The following is a 15,495-nucleotide window of genomic DNA, read 5'->3' on the forward strand; positions in this document are numbered from 1 at the left end:
CCCCCGGCGGGGACTGAACGCCCCCCTGCCTCAATCATGTTCGCGCCTCCCCTCACCCCCGCCCTGGGGGGTCGTGGTGTCGCCCCACGCGCCAGGGTGTGGGGGTCGACTTGACACACCAATCATTTGCGTACCGCGCCGAAGGTGATGCCGCGCAGCAATTGTTTGCGAAGCAGGATGGTGAAGACCAGGATCGGCACCAGGAAGATCGTCGTGCCGGCCGCCACCGCCGGCCAGTCCTGGCCGCCTTCGCCGATGATGGTCGGGATGAAGGGCGGCGCGGTCTGCGCGGTGCCGGAGGTCAGGAGTGCGGCGAACGCATATTCGTTCCAGGCGAAGATCAGGCAGAAGATGGCGGTCGCGGCGATGCCGGTAGTCGCTTGCGGCAGCACGGTGCGCCAAAAGGCCTGCAGCCTGGTGTAGCCGTCGATCATCGCCGCTTCCTCATACTCGCGCGGGATCTCGTCGATGAAGCCTTTCAGCAGCCACACCGCCAGCGACACGTTTACCGCCGTGTAGAGCAGGATCATGCCCAGCGCGGTGTCGGACAGGCCGAGCTCGCGGTACATCAGGTAGATGGGAATCGCGACCGCGATCGGCGGCATGAAGCGCGTCGACAGGATGAAGAACAGAAGGTCATCGGCCAGCGGCACCTTGAAGCGCGAGAAACCATAGGCAGACAGCGTGCCGAGGAAGACCGCGCAGAAGGTCGAGCCGAAGGCGATTATCAGCGAATTGACGAAGCGCGGCAGGAAATTGGACGGGCCGGCAATCACCATGTTGCGCTTGCGCGAGGTCTCGTCGCAGAAACCGGTCGCGGGTCCGAGCGAGTTGATATACTCGGGCGTTTGCCTGGTGCGCGTCGTGAACAGGTTGCAATAGCCCTCGATGCTCGGCTGGAACAGAATCTTGGGCGGATAGGCGATCGAATCCGGCGGCGTCTTGAAGCTGGTGGCGAAGATCCACAGCAACGGCACGATCGAGATCAGCGCGTAGAGCACGATGATCGTGCCGGCGATCCGCTTCGAATTGGCCGAGGGGGCGACGACGGAGTGGGCGGTGGTCAGGCTCATCTCTGCTTCACCTTGTTCAGCGCCTTGACGTAGATGTTGGCCAGCCCAAACACCGCGACGAACAGGATGATGGCGAAGGCCGAGGAATATCCGGTGCGCCAGCTCTCGAAGGCCTGCCGCTTCAGCGTGATCGAGGCGACCTCGGTGGTCGAGCCCGGCCCGCCACCGGTCAGCAGGTTGACCATGTCGAACATCTTGAAGTTCTCGATGCCGCGAAACAGCACCGCCAGCATGATGAAGGGCAGCGCCATGGGCAGCGTGATCGACCAGAACTGCCGCCAGTTGGACGCGCGGTCGACCTCGGCGGCTTCATAGATGTATTCGGGGATGGAGCGCAGGCCGGCGAGACAGATCAGCATGACATAGGGCGTCCACATCCAGGTGTCGACGATGATGATCGACCACGGCGCCAGCGACACGTTGGACAGCATCTGGATGTCGGTCGGTGCTATCCGGGTGACGAACGAGATGGCATAGGCGAACAGGCCGATCTGCGGCTCGTAGAGGAAGCGCCAGAAATTGCCGACCACCGCCGGCGACAGCATCATCGGCACCAGGATGATGGTCGTCCAGAAGGCGTGGCCGCGAAACTTCCTGTCGATCAGCCATGCCAGCGTGAAACCGATCAGCGTCTGCAGCAGGATCGTCCAGAACACGAAATGCGCCGTCGTCTGCATGGCGATCCAGATGTCCTGGTCGCCGAGGATGCGCTGGTAATTGGCGAAGCCGAGGTTCTTCACCACCTCGTTCGGGCGGTTCGCCCGGAAGTTGGTGAAGGACAGGTAGATCGCCCAGAACAGCGGGAAGATGTTGATGGCCAAGAGCAACAGGATCGTCGGCGAGATGAACAGCCAGGCGAGGCCCTTGTCGCTGATGCCCCGGACCTTGCGGGCCAACGGCTCCGGGGTCGCCCGGGCAACGTTCTCCGCAGTCCGATTGAGCATGGTGAGTCCTGCTTCGGTCACGTCAAGTCTCGACACTGGAATTTATCTGAACTGCGTCCCGTGCCAAGGGCGGCACGGGACCAAGAGCATGAAGCCGAAAAGTGTGAAGCGGTTTCGGACGACATCATGCTCTCTCTCTTTTTAGCCCGAGGCGGATGATTTCTGGTCGATTCGGCCTGAAAATCATCCGCCTCTGGGGTCAGGCTCGGGAGGAGCCGTTGGTCCGGTTACATCTTGCCGTCGTCCTGGAACACTTGCGTCCAGTCCTTGACCAGGCCGTCAAGCGCGTCCTTGGCCGAACCCTGGCCGGCAACGACATAGTCGTGGAAGCGCTTCTGCGACGCCTGCAGCAGCGGTGCGTAGCTCGGCTCGGCCCAGAAGTCCTTCACGATCGCCATCGAGTCGAGGAAGGTCTGCGCATAAGGCTGGCTGGACGGGAAGGCCGGGTCCTTGACCACCGCGTTCAGGCAGGAATAGCCGCCGAGCGACCACCATTTGGCCTGCACATCCTTGTTGGCGAACCACTTGATGTATTTCAGCGCCGATTCCTGCTTGTCTGAATAGGACACGACCGAAATGCCCTGGCCGCCAAGCTGCGCAAACTGGGCGCCGCCGGGACCCTTCGGATTGACGAAGTAGCCGATCTTGTCGCCGCCGACATTCTCGTCCTTCTGCAGGCCGGGCCAGGTGAAGGCGAAGTTCATGTGCATGGCCACCTGACCGGATTTGAAGGCGTCGACGCCTTCGCCCATATAGCTGTTCGAGGCACCCGGAGGCGTGCAGCAATCGTAGAGCGACTTGTAGAACTCCAGGCCTTTGACCGCGTCTGGCGAATTGACGAAGCCTTCCATCTCGTAGGGCTTCTTGGGGTTTTCATACTGGAAGCCGTAGCTGTAGAGCACGTCCATGGCGCCCATGGTGATGCCTTCCGAGCCACGCTCGGTGTAGATCGAAGCGCCATAGACGGTCTTGCCGTCGATCTCGCGCTTCTGGAAGAATTCGGCGACCTGCTTCAGTTGGTCGAAGGTGGTCGGCGGGCCGAGATCCCAGCCATATTTTTCCTTGAATTCCTTTTGCAGCTCCGGCTTGGAGAACCAATCCTTGCGGTAGGTCCAGCCGACGACGTCGCCCATGGCCGGCAGCGCCCAGTAATTCGGCGTGTTCTTCGGCCATTCGGAATAGCCGACGACTGTTGCCGGCACAAAGTCGTCCATGCTGATCTTCTCCTTGTCGAAGAAGTCGTTCAGCTTGACGTAGTGGCCGTTCTCGGCCGAGCCGCCGATCCACTGGCTGTCGCCGATGATCAGGTCGCACAGTTTGCCGTGCGAGTTGAGCTCGTTGAGGAAGCGGTCGGCATAGTTGGTCCACGGCACGAATTCGAATTTCATGCCGATGCCGGTTTCCTTGGTAAAATCCTTGGACAGTTCGACCAGCGCGTTTGCCGGATCCCAGGCGGCCCAGCAAAGCGTCAGGTCTTCAGCGTGCGCAACGTTCGAGACGGCTGTCGACGCGGTAATCGCCGAGGTCAGTCCCAACGCCAGTTTCAAGCTCGATTTCATGCCTTCCTCCCATTTGCGAAACGCGCCCGGATGGCCGTTTCAAGAACCCCTCAACCCTCGCTCCTCCGAGGGGCTAAACACGGCGCGCTATGCGTCGCCAGGGCGGCGCGGTGCGCCGCAGATGTTTAGTAATTTGTTTAGTGATGCAATTTTTACTAAACAAGGCAAGCGAATTCGTCGCTGCGCCGCAACATGGCGAAACGGCGATTGAAATCGTTGGGAAATGATTGCCGGACGGCTCGCCCGGAAGTTGCTTAGCCGGGGTCGCCTATAATTTTCGTCTGCGGCGTCACCGGCCGAACAGGGGGCGCGGGCGGCAGCAGCGCGCGGATGTCGGCGAAGGGAAATGTCGGCTCGAATCGGAAGGCCTCGGCCAGGGAGCCGGGAACGCTGTTGCATTGCCCGGCGCGAAACTCATTCTGGACGCGCGCTCTGTCGACATACTGCTCCGGCCACTGCGACTGGTGCGCGCGGATCGCCTGCGTCTTGATATCGCCGTAGGCGGAAATGTCGACATAATGCGTCGGCGCAAAGCCGGTGCCGCCCATTGTGTCGGCATGCAGCACGGGGACGCCGAACGAGGCCGCGATGCGCACGCCGTCCGACAAAGCGCGATGGTCGGCGTGATAGTCGTTGGGGGCATGCGTGATCACCAGATCCGCCGCTGTCTCGCGTATCAGCGCTTTCAGCGAAGCGATCAGCGCCGCATCGGCCACCAGTTCGCTGTCGGGGAAGTCGAGAAAGCGAAGGGTTGCGCCGAGCAACGCCGCAGCGGTCGCCGCCTCGTCGCGGCGGACACGAGCCAGAACGCTCGGGTCGCCCATGCCGCCCCTGGCGCCATCCGTGGCCACGGCAAAAGTCAGTTCTGCGCCTTGCGTGGCATAGGCAGCCAGCGTACCGAACATGAATATCTCGATGTCGTCGGGATGCGCGCCGAGCGCCAATACCTTCACTGCACTCTCCCCGGAAATGGAAAAACGTGACGAACGGAATCCTGCTCGCCCTCATCGCCTATGCAAGCTATTCGTGCAGCGATGCCGTTATCAAGAGCCTTGGCGGACAGTTCACCGTCTTCGAGATCGGCTTCTTCATCACGCTGTTTGCCGGCTGCTTCCTGTTTTTCAGCCGCCCAGTCGATGAGCGCTGGCGCGACTTCTGGCGCACCGGGCGGCCATGGGCGGTGCAGGCCCGCGCCTGGGCCGGCATCGCCTCGGGCGTGCTCAGCGTCTACGCCTTCACCACCATTCCGCTGGCCGAGACCTATGCACTGATCTTCCTGGCGCCGCTTTGCGTTACCATTCTCTCGACCGTCATCCTGAAAGAAAAGGTCGGTCCATGGCGCTGGCTGGCGGTGGTTGCCGGCTTTGCAGGCGTCATGCTGGTGGTGCGGCCAGGTTTTCGCGAGTTGCATCTCGGACACCTTGCCGCGTTCACGGTGGCCTTCCTTGCCGCGGCCAGCGTCATCCTGATGCGGTCGCTCGCCCAGCAGGAAAAGCGCACCACCATGCTCGGCGTGCTCATCGGTTACGGGCTGCTGTTCAACGGGGCCGGCACCATCGCCACATCGTTCACCCTCCCCAACGCCATGCAACTGCTGTGGCTGGTGCTGGGCGGCGCCTTTACCGCCGGCGGCCAATTGCTGCAGCTGCTGGCCGCCAAATACGCACCGGCCAACCGCATCGCGCCGACGCATTATTCGCAGATCGTCTGGGCGGTGATCCTCGGTGCGTTGTTCTTCCAGGAGTATCCGGACTGGATATCGCTGGTCGGCTTGGCCGTCGTTGGCGCGTCCGGCCTGCTCACCATGGTGCGCGAGGAGGTGCGGCTGGGCACGGTGCGCTGGAACCCGTTTGCGCGCACGAGGCTTTGATCCGGTTGCATGGCCATAGTGACCGCTGATATGCGGACGCAATGACGACGAGATCCTTGCCGGAGCTTCCGGTATCCGCCGTGCTGCCGGCCCTGAGCGAGGCGCTCGGCTCCGGCAACAGCGCCGTCCTGATGGCGCCGCCCGGCGCCGGCAAGACGACGCTGGTGCCGCTGGCGCTGCTCGATGCGCCCTGGCTGGTCGCCGGCAAGATCGTCCTGCTCGAACCGCGCCGGCTCGCCGCCCGCGCCGCCGCCCGCCGCATGGCCGAATTGCTTGATGAAGAGCCCGGCGCCACTGTCGGCTATGCCATGCGCATGGAAAACCGCACATCGGCCCGGACAAAAATCCTGGTCGTCACCGAAGGCGTCCTGGCGCGCATGATCCTAGACGATCCCGAGCTGCCCGGCGTCTCGGCGGTGATTTTCGACGAATTCCACGAGCGCTCGCTCGACGGCGATTTCGGCCTGGCGCTGGCGCTCGACGTGCAGGGCGCGCTGCGGCCGGATTTGCGGCTGCTGGTGATGTCGGCAACGCTCGATGGCGCGCGCGTCGCGAAACTCCTGTCCGGCGCCCCGGTGATCGAAAGCCAAGGCCGCGCCTTTCCCGTCGACATCCGTTACGACGAACGGCCGGCCGGCGTTCCCGTCGAAGACACCATGGCCAAGGCTATCCGCTCCACCCTTGCCGAGGAGAGCGGCAGCGTGCTCGCCTTCCTGCCCGGCCAGCGCGAGATCGAGCGCACCGCCGAGCGGCTGCAGGGCCGCCTCGGCGCCGACACCGACATCGTGCCGCTCTACGGCCAGCTCGACAACAGGGCGCAGGATGCCGCCATCAAACCGGCGCCGCCCGGCCGCCGCAAGGTGGTGCTGGCGACGTCGATCGCCGAGACCTCGATCACCATCGACGGCGTGCGCGTCGTCATCGATTCCGGCCTGTCGCGGCTGCCACGATACGAACCGGCGAGCGGCCTGACGCGGCTGGAGACGGTGCGTGTCTCCAGGGCGTCGGCCGATCAGCGTGCCGGCCGCGCCGGGCGTACACAGCCAGGCGTCGCCATCCGCCTGTGGCGGGCCGAGCAGACGGCGGCCCTTCCCGCCTTCACCCCACCCGAGATTCTCGAAGCCGACCTGTCCGGCCTACTGCTCGATTGCGCCGCCTTCGGCGTCGCCGATCCCGCAAGCCTGTCCTTCCTCGATCCGCCGCCCATTCCCGCGCTCAACGAGGCGCGGGCGCTGCTCCTGGCGCTGCACGCCATCGATGCGGCCGGCCGGCTGACGGAGGCGGGCGGCGCGATGCGCAAGCTGGCCCTGCCCGTGCGGCTCGCACACATGGTCGCTGAAGCCGCTGGCGGCGGCCAAGCGCTCGAGGCTGCGATGCTAGCCGTCCTGCTCACCGAGCGTGGTCTCGGCGGCGACGGCGCCGACCTCGAACGGCGCTTGATGCGCTTCCGCACCGAAAAGTCACCGCGCGCCGTTGCGGCAAGGCAGCTTGCCGGGCGATTGGCGAAGGAGGCGGGCGGCCCCAAGAGCAGCGAAACCGCTTCTGCCGGTCTTCTCCTCATCCACGCCTGGCCGGACCGTGTCGCCAGAGCGCGCGGCGAGCGCGGGCGTTTCGTGCTCGCCAACGGCTCCGGCGCCATGCTCGAAGCCGCCGATCCGCTGGCCGGTGAGACCTGGCTGGTCGTCGCCGATCTGCAAGGCAAGGCGCAAAACGCCCGTATAACCGCCGCGGCCGCGGTCCACGAGACCGACATCCGTGCCGCTCTCGCCGACAGGATCGAGACGCGCCGCGAGACAAGCTTCGACCGCGAGCGGCGCGCGGTGCGCGTGCGCGAGACCGCCAGGCTCGGCGCCATCACTTTGTCGGAGCGCATGCTGCCCGCACCAACTGGAACAGACGCCGACCGCGCCATCCTGGATGCCTTGCGCGAGCACGGCCTGTCGCTGCTGGAATGGAGCAAGGACGGCGAGACGCTGCGCCAACGGCTTGGCTGGCTGCATCGCGGCCTAGGCGCGCCTTGGCCCGATGTTTCGGAAGCCGCCCTGCTCGAACGCCTCGACGACTGGCTGCTGCCGTTCCTGTCGGGCAAGGCGTCCTTCGCCGCCATCGACCCCGGCACGCTGTCATCGGGCCTGATGGCGCTGGTGCCGCATGATTTGCAGCGCAAGATCGGCACACTGGCGCCGACCCATTTCGACGCGCCGTCCGGCAGCCATGTGCCGATCCGCTATGACGGCGAATGGCCGGTGCTGGCGATCCGCGTGCAGGAACTATTCGGCCTTGACCGCCATCCGGCAGTCGCCAACGGCACCGTGCCGCTGACGCTCGAGCTGTTGTCGCCGGCGCACCGGCCAATCCAGACGACGCGCGACCTGCCCGGCTTCTGGCGCGGCTCCTGGGCCGATGTGCGCACCGACATGCGCGGCCGCTATCCCCGCCATGTCTGGCCGGAAAATCCGCTGCTCGCTGCGGCCACCGCCCGCGCCAAACCGCGAGGGACCTAGCGCTCGTCCTTTCCCGGCTATAATCCTTGGCCATGATCAACATCGTGCACGCGCCAGACTTCCAGCAAAGCCAGCGGCTGCGCCTCAACACGCTGATCCGGCTGCGCTGGCTGGCCATCGTGGGCCAGAGCCTGGCGGTGCTGGTCGTCGCCTATGGGCTCAAATTCCCGCTGCCGGTCAGCCTCTGCTTCGCGCTGGTCGCCTGCTCGGCCTGGCTTAACCTGGTGCTGACCTTCCGCTATCCGGCAGCGCACCGGCTGACCCCGTTCTCAGCCTTTTTCATCCTGACCTTCGACAGCCTGCAGCTTGCCGGCCTGCTCTTTTTGACTGGCGGCCTCACCAACCCGTTCTCGGTGCTGATGACCGTGCCCGTCGTCATCTCGGCGGCGTCGCTGCCGCTGCGGTTAACTGCGGTGCTCGGCGCGCTGGTCATGGCGGCGGCCACGTTGCTGGTCTTCTTCCACCAGCCGCTGCCATGGTACGAGGGCGCGCCGCTGCCCATGCCATTCATCTATGTCGCCGGCATATGGATGGCGGTGTTTTCCTCGATCGCCTTCACTGCCATCTATGCCTTCCGCGTTGCCGAGGAAGCCCGCCTGCTCGCCAATGCGCTTGCCGCCACCGAACTGGTGTTGCAGCGCGAGCAGCATCTGTCGGCGCTCGATGGCCTCGCCGCCGCCGCCGCGCACGAACTCGGCACGCCGCTCGCCACCATCGCGCTTGTCTCCAAGGAAATGGAGAAGGCGCTGGGTAACGATCCGAAATATGGTGAGGATGTGAAGCTGTTGCGCTCGCAGAGCGAGCGCTGCCGCGAGATCCTGAAGCGGCTGACCAGCCTGTCCTCCGAGGGCGAGGCGCATCTGTCGCGTCTGCCGCTGACCTCGCTGGTCGAGGAGGTGACGGCGCCGCACCGCGATTTCGGCATCTCGATCAAGCTTCGGCCGGGCGAGCGCGTCGGCCCCGAACCGGTGGGACGGCGCAACCCCGGCGTCATCTACGGCCTCGGCAATCTCGTCGAGAACGCGGTCGACTTCGCCCGCACCAGTGTGACGGTGCGCTGGAGCTGGGACGAGCTCGACGTCACCTTCTCGATCATCGACGACGGGCCGGGCTTTCCGCCCGAAATCATCGACCGCATCGGCGAGCCCTATATGTCGACGCGCCAGGGCAACGAGGCCGGCGGTGGCCTGGGTCTCGGGCTGTTCATCGCCAAGACCTTGCTCGAACGCTCCGGCGCCACGCTCGATTTCCGCAATTCGAGCGGACTGGGCGAAGGCGCGATCGTGCAGATATCGTGGCCGCGCACGGTCTTCCTCAACCCGGAATCGGTGGGGATCTCGATGTTCGACACCGCGTAAAAGCCTTGGCGGAGGCGGCAAAATTGGACAATGGCGTTCAGGAACTATATCTGCGTAAAATTAAGGCAGCAGGATTTTTTAAGATAATGACTGGCGAAGAAGCAATTGGCGCAATGGTCGAAGGCGAGGACACCTCGCTGCTCATCGTCGACGACGACAAGCCGTTCCTGACGCGGCTGGCCCGCGCCATGGAAACCAGGGGTTTCGTGGTCGAGACGGCCGAGAGCGTCGAGGAGGCAGTGGCCAAGGCGCGCGCCCACCCGCCAGCCTATGCGGTGGTCGACATGCGGCTTGGCGACGGCAACGGCCTCGACGTCGTCGCCGCCATCCGCGAGAAGCGCGACGATGCCCGCACCGTCATCCTCACCGGCTACGGCAACATCGCCACCGCGGTGACCGCGGTGAAGCTCGGCGCCATCGACTATCTGTCGAAGCCGGCTGACGCCGACGACGTGTTTGCAGCGCTCACCCGCACCGCCGGCGAGCGCGCCGCCCCCCCGGAAAATCCGATGTCGGCCGACCGCGTGCGCTGGGAACACATCCAGCGCGTCTACGAAATGTGCGACCGCAACGTGTCGGAAACCGCGCGCCGGCTCAACATGCATCGCCGCACGCTGCAGCGCATACTCGCCAAGCGCGCACCACGCTGAGGTTCACGCGCCGGCGGCGCCGGCCGCCAATTGCCGAACCTCAGCGCTGCCCCTCACCTGCCTGCCGGCATCCTCTCCCCGTATAGAGACGGGGGAGAGGGGCGCTCTCATCGCCGGTTTCGCCAATCGCCGGCGTTGCAGGAGACGACGGCGAGGCTGAAGCTGCCTCTTTCTCCCCGTCGCTATGCGGGGAGTTGAGGAATGGTGTGCGAAGCGGACGAAAAGCCAACTGCTTGGCTTTTCGAATGACGAACGTCCGGCAGGACAATGAGGGGGGCGCCAACGCTGGAAACAGTTGCGCTTGCCGTGCCATCGACCTTTGCCCATCATCGGCAATAACGCCGCCGGAAAACCCGGCAACGGAGCACAGATGCGCGACAAGCAGCCGAAATCCATCCTTCGCGAATTCCTCGATGGCGAGGCGGCGGGCGGCATCATCCTGATGGTTGCGGCAGCCCTTGCGCTGATCGTCGCCAATTCACCATTGGCCGAAACCTATTTCGCCGCTCTCCACGCCTATCTCGGCCCGCTCAGCGTGTCGCACTGGATCAATGATGGGCTGATGGCGGTGTTCTTCCTGCTGGTCGGCCTCGAGATCAAGCGCGAGATGCTCGACGGCCAGCTCTCGACCTGGCCGCGCCGCGTGCTGCCGGGCGTCGCCGCCGCCGGCGGCATGCTGGTTCCCGCGCTGGTCTATGTCGCCATCAACCGCAACAACGCCGCCGCGCTCTCCGGCTGGGCGATCCCGACCGCCACCGATATCGCCTTTGCGCTCGGCGTACTGTCGCTGCTCGGCAACCGCGTGCCGGCGTCGCTCAAGATATTTCTCACCGCGCTCGCCATCATCGACGATCTCGGCGCCGTCATCATCATCGCCATCTTCTACACAAGCGGCCTGTCGCTGGCCTATCTCGGTGCGGCCTTCGCCGTCATCGCGGTGCTCATCGTGCTCAACCGCATGCGGGTGACGAGGCTGACGCCTTACCTCGTGCTCGGCGCCGTGCTGTGGGTGCTCGTGCTGAAATCGGGTGTGCATGCGACGCTGGCCGGCGTGGCGCTGGCGCTCACCATTCCGCTGAAAACTTCTCCCGGCAGCGGGCACGATCTCGACCATTCGCCGCTGCACCGGTTGGAGCACGGCCTGCACAAGATCGTGCCGTTCTTCGTCATCCCGATTTTCGGCTTTGCCAATGCCGGCGTGTCGCTGGCCGGCCTCAGCGCCTCTGCCCTGGTCGAGCCGCTGACGCTCGGCGTTGCCGCCGGCCTGGTGCTGGGCAAGCTGGCCGGCGTCTTCGGCTCCTCGGCGCTGGCGATCCGGCTCGGCTTCGCCGACCTGCCGGTCAATGCCGGCTGGCTGCACATGATCGGCATTTCGCTGCTCTGCGGCATCGGCTTCACCATGAGCCTGTTCATCGGCCTGCTCGCCTTCGCCAACGACATGGCGCTGCAGGACGCCGTCAAGGTCGGCATCCTGGCGGGGTCCTTCGTTGCAGCGCTGCTGGGTGCCGCCGTGCTCCTGATGGCGCCGGCGGCAGGGGTGGAGGAGGTGGTGGAGTAGGTGTTCTTGGGTTCCTCGCCCCCGCAAAGCGGGGCGAGGAACTTGAGCTTCGTCTACTCGCTCTCTCCCGCCAGCGCCGGCACCGCCACACCCGCCAGCTCCGCCGCCAGCAGCCGCGCCGCACCCGCCCGTGCAATGCGCAGCATCAGCGCCTTGCGCGTTGCTGCGGCCATGCGGTGCTCGGGCGCCTCGCGCAAAATCTCGGCGCCGTAGCCGTCGGACAGGATGAAGCCGCATTCCTCCGGAAAAATATCCGAGGGCACGCCGGGATGCGTGGCGAAGAAGAAGCGGTCGGAGTGCAACCGGTAATCAGGCCATTTGCGGTCGACGCGAAAATCCTCGATCGAGGATTTGATCTCGATGATCCAGATGTCGCCCTGCCTGGTCAGCGCCACAAGGTCGGCGCGCCGCCCGGTGGCCAGCGACAGTTCGGGCAGCACATGCATGCCCATTTGCATCAACAGCCTCTGCACGCCACGCCGCACCAGCATGGCGCGTTCCGACTGGCGGCCATCGATCAGCGGATTGAGGGGAATCGGTGAAATGATCGGCATGGCAGCCACCATGCCAGATTTTGTTCACGGTTTGAACCCTGTGTGACCATGGCGATCGTATGGTTGACAAACCCATAGGCGAATTTTCTCTCGCAATGATAAGAAGCACGGTCCTTGGCACGAGGGGAGACACCATGGGGTTTTTGGGATTCATCAACCGGCTTTTCCCCGCGACCGAAGAGTTGCGCCGGTACTCAGCGATCGCGGGTCCCTATTCATTCATGTTTCTGGTGAAGCGCATCCCAGCCGAAAACCGGAAATTCGCACGCTTCCGCCTCAGCCATATGGGAGCGGTCCAGGATAGTTGCACATTCAGCGTCGAGGAGTTCGGTTCCCTCGTTGATGCCGTCCTGAAGACAAAGGCAGAGCTAGATGACCCACTGCTCACGAGCGCTACCCAGCCGTAGGGGAATGGCGGCGATTATACGGTTTACAGAACTGAGGCTACGACTTGATCCGAGCGCCTTCCGCGATCGCACCATATCTGTATCGGCGCGGTCTGGTATTGCTCCGGAACGCCCCTGCGTCCGCCGATCAACTTCCGTTCTTAGCTATAAGGCGGCCGGACTAAAGTCTTGCGCCGTGAACGCAAAGGTCTGATGTAACCGCTTTGGTTCCGTTCTTGTCCCTTGGACGTTCCCGTATTTTAGTCAGTCGAGATACTACCTATATGGCCGAAGCCGGCCTGTTCTCGAGCAGCGCAGCCCCCGCAATATCATCCAAAATCGGGCAGTCCGGCCGGTCGTCGCCATGGCAGGCCTGGATCAGCGTCTGCAAGGTCGTGCGCATCGACTGCAGCTCGCGCACCTTTTCCTCGATGGCGCTGACATGGGCGGCGGCGATCTCGCGCACATCGTGGCTGGCGCGGCTGCGATCCCGGTAGAGCGCCATCAGCTGGCGGCAATCTTCGATTGAAAAGCCGAGGTTGCGGGCGCGGCGCAGGAAGGCCAGCCGATGGATGTCGTCGCTGGAATAATTGCGATAGCCATTGCCGGCGCGCGCCGGCGCGATCAGGCCGATCTCTTCATAGTAGCGGATGGTCTTGGCCGGCAGGCCGGACCGCGCCGCGGCATCGCCTACATTCATTGTGATTCCTCGATGTGGTTCCCTGATTCTAGGCTATCCGACAGGGCCGCCCATTGTTTTTCCTTCACAATCCCGTGAGTCCTGTTGCCGAAATGCCATAGTTGATGGCTTACCGGCACGTAAGCTCCTGCATATAGGCATCGCGCGCTTGGCAAGCAAAGCAAATGCCAGCATGAATGATTTCAGGAAAAGCGGCCGTAACGTGTCGCGACATCTTGGCGGGGCATCGGACCATTTCATGCGCATGAAGTCATTTGCAATCGTCGCCGCACTTGCGTTGTCGGCCGCGATCTCGGGTTGCAGCACGATCGGCTCGCAGCTGTTCACCAACAACTACGGTTCGGTGAACGATGCAGGCTACCAACTGCCGCGCATCCCGATCGAGAGGGTGCCGCTGAAGTACCACCGGCAAGAGGTGAACTACGACACCTCGGAAAAGCCGGGCACCATCGTCGTCGATACCCAGAACAAGTTTCTCTACTTCGTCGAAGGCGACGGCCGGGCGATCCGCTACGGGATCGGCGTCGGCCGCGAAGGCTTTGAATGGCACGGCACCGCCCATATCGCGCTGAAGCGCGAATGGCCGACCTGGACGCCGCCGCGGCAGATGATCCAGCGCCAGCCGGAGCTAGCGAAGTTCGCGAGCGGCATGGAGCCGGGCTTGAAGAACCCGCTCGGCGCGCGCGCCATGTATCTGTTCAACAAGGGCGGCGACATGGGCTACCGCCTGCACGGCAGTCCGGAATGGAATTCGATCGGCAAGGCGATGTCGTCAGGCTGCATCCGGCTGATGAACCAGGACATCATCGACCTCTACGACCGCACGTCGGTCGGCGCCAAGGTCATCGTGATGTAGGACCATGATCCGGAACCGAGGTCCACGAAAGCGAAAAGTGGAACCGGTTTTCGGGAAGACCATGGTCAAAATAGGCGTTACCCTTCGTACGCGGACCGTCTAGGCAACAACGGACGTCCAAAACAGAAAACCGGGCAATCTGGCCCGGTTTTTTGTTGCTCGCTCGAATGCGTGAAGGGGTCTTAGGAGACCTGCTCGACCTGCTGTACTTCCGGCACGAAGTGGCGGAGCAGGTTCTGGATGCCGTGCTTCAGCGTCGCCGTCGAGGACGGGCAGCCGGCGCAGGCGCCCTTCATGTGCAGGAACACGGTGCCGTTCTCGAAGCCGCGGAAGGTGATGTCGCCGCCATCCTGGGCAACCGCCGGGCGCACCCTGGTGTCGAGCAGTTCCTTGATGGTGATGACCAGTTGCTCATCGGCCTTGTCGTAGAATTCGCCGGTCTGGCTGGTCTCGGCGGCGGGGCCGGCATTGACCATGACGGGCGCGCCCGACATGAAATGCTCCATGATGGCGCCCAGGATCGCCGGCTTCAGGTGCTGCCAGTCCGGGCCGTCCTTGGTCACGGTGATGAAGTCATAGCCGAAGAAGACGCCGGTCACGCCGGGGATCTCGAACAGCCGGCCGGCCAGCGGCGAGGCGCTGGCTGCACTGTCGGCGTCGCGGAAATCGGCGGTGCCTTCAACAAGGACTTCCTTGCCGGGCAGGAACTTCAGCGTTGCCGGGTTCGGCGTCGATTCGGTCTGGATGAACATGGCCGTCTCCGTGCCCAGTCGGGCAGCTAGTTTGGAATAGTTCTAAATAGGCTCAATCGGCTGGACATTCAAGCGAAACGCGTCGCTCAAAACGGCTGGCTGGCGGAATGTTTTTGCTGGCTGGGAATGAATCCCGCGCGGGCTATAAATCCAGGATCGTGATGTTATCCGAAACCGCTTCACACTTCCGGCATCACTCTCTATGCGAGGCTGTCGATCTCCTCGTCAGACAGGTTCTGCGGCACCACTGTGACCGGAATAGGGAAGGCGGCGCCCTTGCCGGCAACAGCCCCGACCAGCGGCCCGGGTCCTTCCTTGCCGGCACCTGCCGCCAGCACCAGGATGGCGATGTCCTGGTCTTCCTCGATCAGCTTGTGGATCTCCTCGGTCGGCTTGCCTTCGCGCACCACCATCTCGGGCTCGATGCCGAGCTTCTGGCGCACCTTGTTGGCGTAGCCGTCGAGTGCCGCGCGTGCCGTGGCATTGGCTTCCTCGCGCATGATCTTCTCGACGCCCAGCCAGTGCTGAAAGTCGTCCGGTGTGATGATGTAGAGCAGCACCAGCGTGCCGCTGGTGCTCTGCGCCCGCTTGGAGGCGTAGGCGACGGCGCGCTCGCACTCCGGCGTGTCGTCGATGATCGTCAGGAATTTCCTGCGATGGCCGGCTTCGCGACTGAGGCGTTTGGAGACCATGTCTATCTACTCGATGTTTTCGACCGCAATCTGCCACCG

The 15,495-nt window shown here is 64.0% G+C and carries 15 protein-coding genes; 7 read left to right on the top strand and 8 right to left on the bottom strand.

Features of this window, described 5'->3' with window-relative positions; all coding sequences use genetic code 11:
- Positions 1 to 122: 122 nt before the first annotated feature.
- The 4 genes from NKJ88_RS09240 to NKJ88_RS09255 form a co-directional block, all read right to left on the bottom strand.
- Complete coding sequence (locus tag NKJ88_RS09240; protein ID WP_023711245.1) at positions 123 to 1,073, bottom strand: carbohydrate ABC transporter permease; 951 nt, start codon at positions 1,071 to 1,073, stop codon at positions 123 to 125.
- The gene (locus NKJ88_RS09245; protein WP_032886129.1) at positions 1,070 to 2,017 is read right to left on the bottom strand and encodes a carbohydrate ABC transporter permease; all 948 of its coding nucleotides are present in this window, start codon (positions 2,015 to 2,017) and stop codon (positions 1,070 to 1,072) included. The genes NKJ88_RS09240 and NKJ88_RS09245 overlap by 4 nt, the downstream gene beginning before the upstream one ends.
- A gap of 227 nt (positions 2,018 to 2,244) precedes the next feature.
- The gene (locus tag NKJ88_RS09250; protein WP_023713419.1) at positions 2,245 to 3,576 is read right to left on the bottom strand and encodes an ABC transporter substrate-binding protein; all 1,332 of its coding nucleotides are present in this window, start codon (positions 3,574 to 3,576) and stop codon (positions 2,245 to 2,247) included.
- 254 nt (positions 3,577 to 3,830) lie between these two features.
- Positions 3,831 to 4,529 carry a PIG-L deacetylase family protein gene (locus NKJ88_RS09255; protein ID WP_023711244.1) on the bottom strand — a complete coding sequence of 233 codons (699 nt, stop codon included), beginning with the start codon at positions 4,527 to 4,529 and terminating at the stop codon, positions 3,831 to 3,833.
- Positions 4,530 to 4,555: 26 nt separating this feature from the next.
- Between NKJ88_RS09255 and NKJ88_RS09260 the strand changes: the two genes are divergently transcribed.
- From NKJ88_RS09260 to nhaA, 5 genes are all read left to right on the top strand, one after another.
- Positions 4,556 to 5,446 (top strand): DMT family transporter, encoded by an 891-nt coding sequence (locus tag NKJ88_RS09260; protein ID WP_023694178.1) that lies wholly within the window; start codon positions 4,556 to 4,558, stop codon positions 5,444 to 5,446.
- A gap of 41 nt (positions 5,447 to 5,487) precedes the next feature.
- Positions 5,488 to 7,950: an ATP-dependent helicase HrpB gene (hrpB, locus tag NKJ88_RS09265; RefSeq protein WP_023823812.1), complete on the top strand. Its 2,463-nt coding sequence runs from the start codon at positions 5,488 to 5,490 to the stop codon at positions 7,948 to 7,950.
- A 32-nt stretch (positions 7,951 to 7,982) separates the two neighbouring features.
- Positions 7,983 to 9,308 (top strand): ActS/PrrB/RegB family redox-sensitive histidine kinase, encoded by a 1,326-nt coding sequence (locus tag NKJ88_RS09270; RefSeq protein WP_023823811.1) that lies wholly within the window; start codon positions 7,983 to 7,985, stop codon positions 9,306 to 9,308.
- Between the two features lie 86 nt (positions 9,309 to 9,394).
- Positions 9,395 to 9,958, top strand: coding sequence for an ActR/PrrA/RegA family redox response regulator transcription factor (locus tag NKJ88_RS09275; RefSeq protein ID WP_023672848.1), 564 nt, complete (start codon positions 9,395 to 9,397; stop codon positions 9,956 to 9,958).
- 370 nt (positions 9,959 to 10,328) lie between these two features.
- A complete protein-coding gene (gene nhaA / locus NKJ88_RS09280; RefSeq protein WP_023732524.1) occupies positions 10,329 to 11,516 on the top strand; it encodes a Na+/H+ antiporter NhaA in 1,188 nt (395 codons plus the stop codon).
- Between the two features lie 53 nt (positions 11,517 to 11,569).
- Here nhaA and NKJ88_RS09285 read toward each other — a convergent pair whose 3' ends face one another.
- Positions 11,570 to 12,070, bottom strand: coding sequence for an MmcB family DNA repair protein (locus NKJ88_RS09285; protein WP_023713558.1), 501 nt, complete (start codon positions 12,068 to 12,070; stop codon positions 11,570 to 11,572).
- 59 nt (positions 12,071 to 12,129) lie between these two features.
- Here NKJ88_RS09285 and NKJ88_RS09290 point away from each other — a divergent pair, with 59 nt between their 5' ends.
- Positions 12,130 to 12,477, top strand: a complete 348-nt coding sequence (locus tag NKJ88_RS09290; RefSeq protein ID WP_023823810.1) for a hypothetical protein — start codon at positions 12,130 to 12,132, stop codon at positions 12,475 to 12,477.
- Between the two features lie 259 nt (positions 12,478 to 12,736).
- Here NKJ88_RS09290 and cueR read toward each other — a convergent pair whose 3' ends face one another.
- On the bottom strand, positions 12,737 to 13,156 hold the full coding sequence (cueR, locus tag NKJ88_RS09295; RefSeq protein ID WP_023823809.1) for a Cu(I)-responsive transcriptional regulator: 420 nt from the start codon (positions 13,154 to 13,156) through the stop codon (positions 12,737 to 12,739).
- A gap of 238 nt (positions 13,157 to 13,394) precedes the next feature.
- Between cueR and NKJ88_RS09300 the strand changes: the two genes are divergently transcribed.
- Complete coding sequence (locus NKJ88_RS09300) at positions 13,395 to 14,012, top strand: L,D-transpeptidase (RefSeq protein ID WP_023692663.1); 618 nt, start codon at positions 13,395 to 13,397, stop codon at positions 14,010 to 14,012.
- Positions 14,013 to 14,194: 182 nt separating this feature from the next.
- Here NKJ88_RS09300 and NKJ88_RS09305 read toward each other — a convergent pair whose 3' ends face one another.
- Together NKJ88_RS09305 and NKJ88_RS09310 are read right to left on the bottom strand one after the other, a co-directional pair.
- Positions 14,195 to 14,764 (bottom strand): NifU family protein, encoded by a 570-nt coding sequence (locus NKJ88_RS09305; RefSeq protein WP_023685140.1) that lies wholly within the window; start codon positions 14,762 to 14,764, stop codon positions 14,195 to 14,197.
- Positions 14,765 to 14,964: 200 nt separating this feature from the next.
- Entirely contained in the window at positions 14,965 to 15,456 is a 492-nt protein-coding gene (locus NKJ88_RS09310) for a universal stress protein (RefSeq protein WP_023672856.1), read from the bottom strand.
- Positions 15,457 to 15,495 lie beyond the last annotated feature (39 nt).

The sequence above is a fragment of the Mesorhizobium sp. M0016 genome (genome assembly GCF_040324035.1).
GTDB lineage: Bacteria > Pseudomonadota > Alphaproteobacteria > Rhizobiales > Rhizobiaceae > Mesorhizobium.

Excerpts from the sequence above, each read along its gene's own strand:
- hrpB (WP_023823812.1), top strand. The coding sequence starts at position 5,488 with ATGACGACGAGATCCTTGCCGGAGCTTCCGGTATCCGCCGTGCTGCCG.
- NKJ88_RS09270 (WP_023823811.1), top strand. The coding sequence starts at position 7,983 with ATGATCAACATCGTGCACGCGCCAGACTTCCAGCAAAGCCAGCGGCTG.
- NKJ88_RS09305 (WP_023685140.1), bottom strand. The coding sequence starts at position 14,764 with ATGTTCATCCAGACCGAATCGACGCCGAACCCGGCAACGCTGAAGTTC.
- NKJ88_RS09300 (WP_023692663.1), top strand. The coding sequence starts at position 13,395 with ATGCGCATGAAGTCATTTGCAATCGTCGCCGCACTTGCGTTGTCGGCC.
- NKJ88_RS09245 (WP_032886129.1), bottom strand. The coding sequence starts at position 2,017 with ATGCTCAATCGGACTGCGGAGAACGTTGCCCGGGCGACCCCGGAGCCG.
- nhaA (WP_023732524.1), top strand. The coding sequence starts at position 10,329 with ATGCGCGACAAGCAGCCGAAATCCATCCTTCGCGAATTCCTCGATGGC.
- NKJ88_RS09240 (WP_023711245.1), bottom strand. The coding sequence starts at position 1,073 with ATGAGCCTGACCACCGCCCACTCCGTCGTCGCCCCCTCGGCCAATTCG.
- NKJ88_RS09250 (WP_023713419.1), bottom strand. The coding sequence starts at position 3,576 with ATGAAATCGAGCTTGAAACTGGCGTTGGGACTGACCTCGGCGATTACC.
- cueR (WP_023823809.1), bottom strand. The coding sequence starts at position 13,156 with ATGAATGTAGGCGATGCCGCGGCGCGGTCCGGCCTGCCGGCCAAGACC.
- NKJ88_RS09275 (WP_023672848.1), top strand. The coding sequence starts at position 9,395 with ATGACTGGCGAAGAAGCAATTGGCGCAATGGTCGAAGGCGAGGACACC.
- NKJ88_RS09285 (WP_023713558.1), bottom strand. The coding sequence starts at position 12,070 with ATGCCGATCATTTCACCGATTCCCCTCAATCCGCTGATCGATGGCCGC.
- NKJ88_RS09310 (WP_023672856.1), bottom strand. The coding sequence starts at position 15,456 with ATGGTCTCCAAACGCCTCAGTCGCGAAGCCGGCCATCGCAGGAAATTC.
- NKJ88_RS09290 (WP_023823810.1), top strand. The coding sequence starts at position 12,130 with ATGGTTGACAAACCCATAGGCGAATTTTCTCTCGCAATGATAAGAAGC.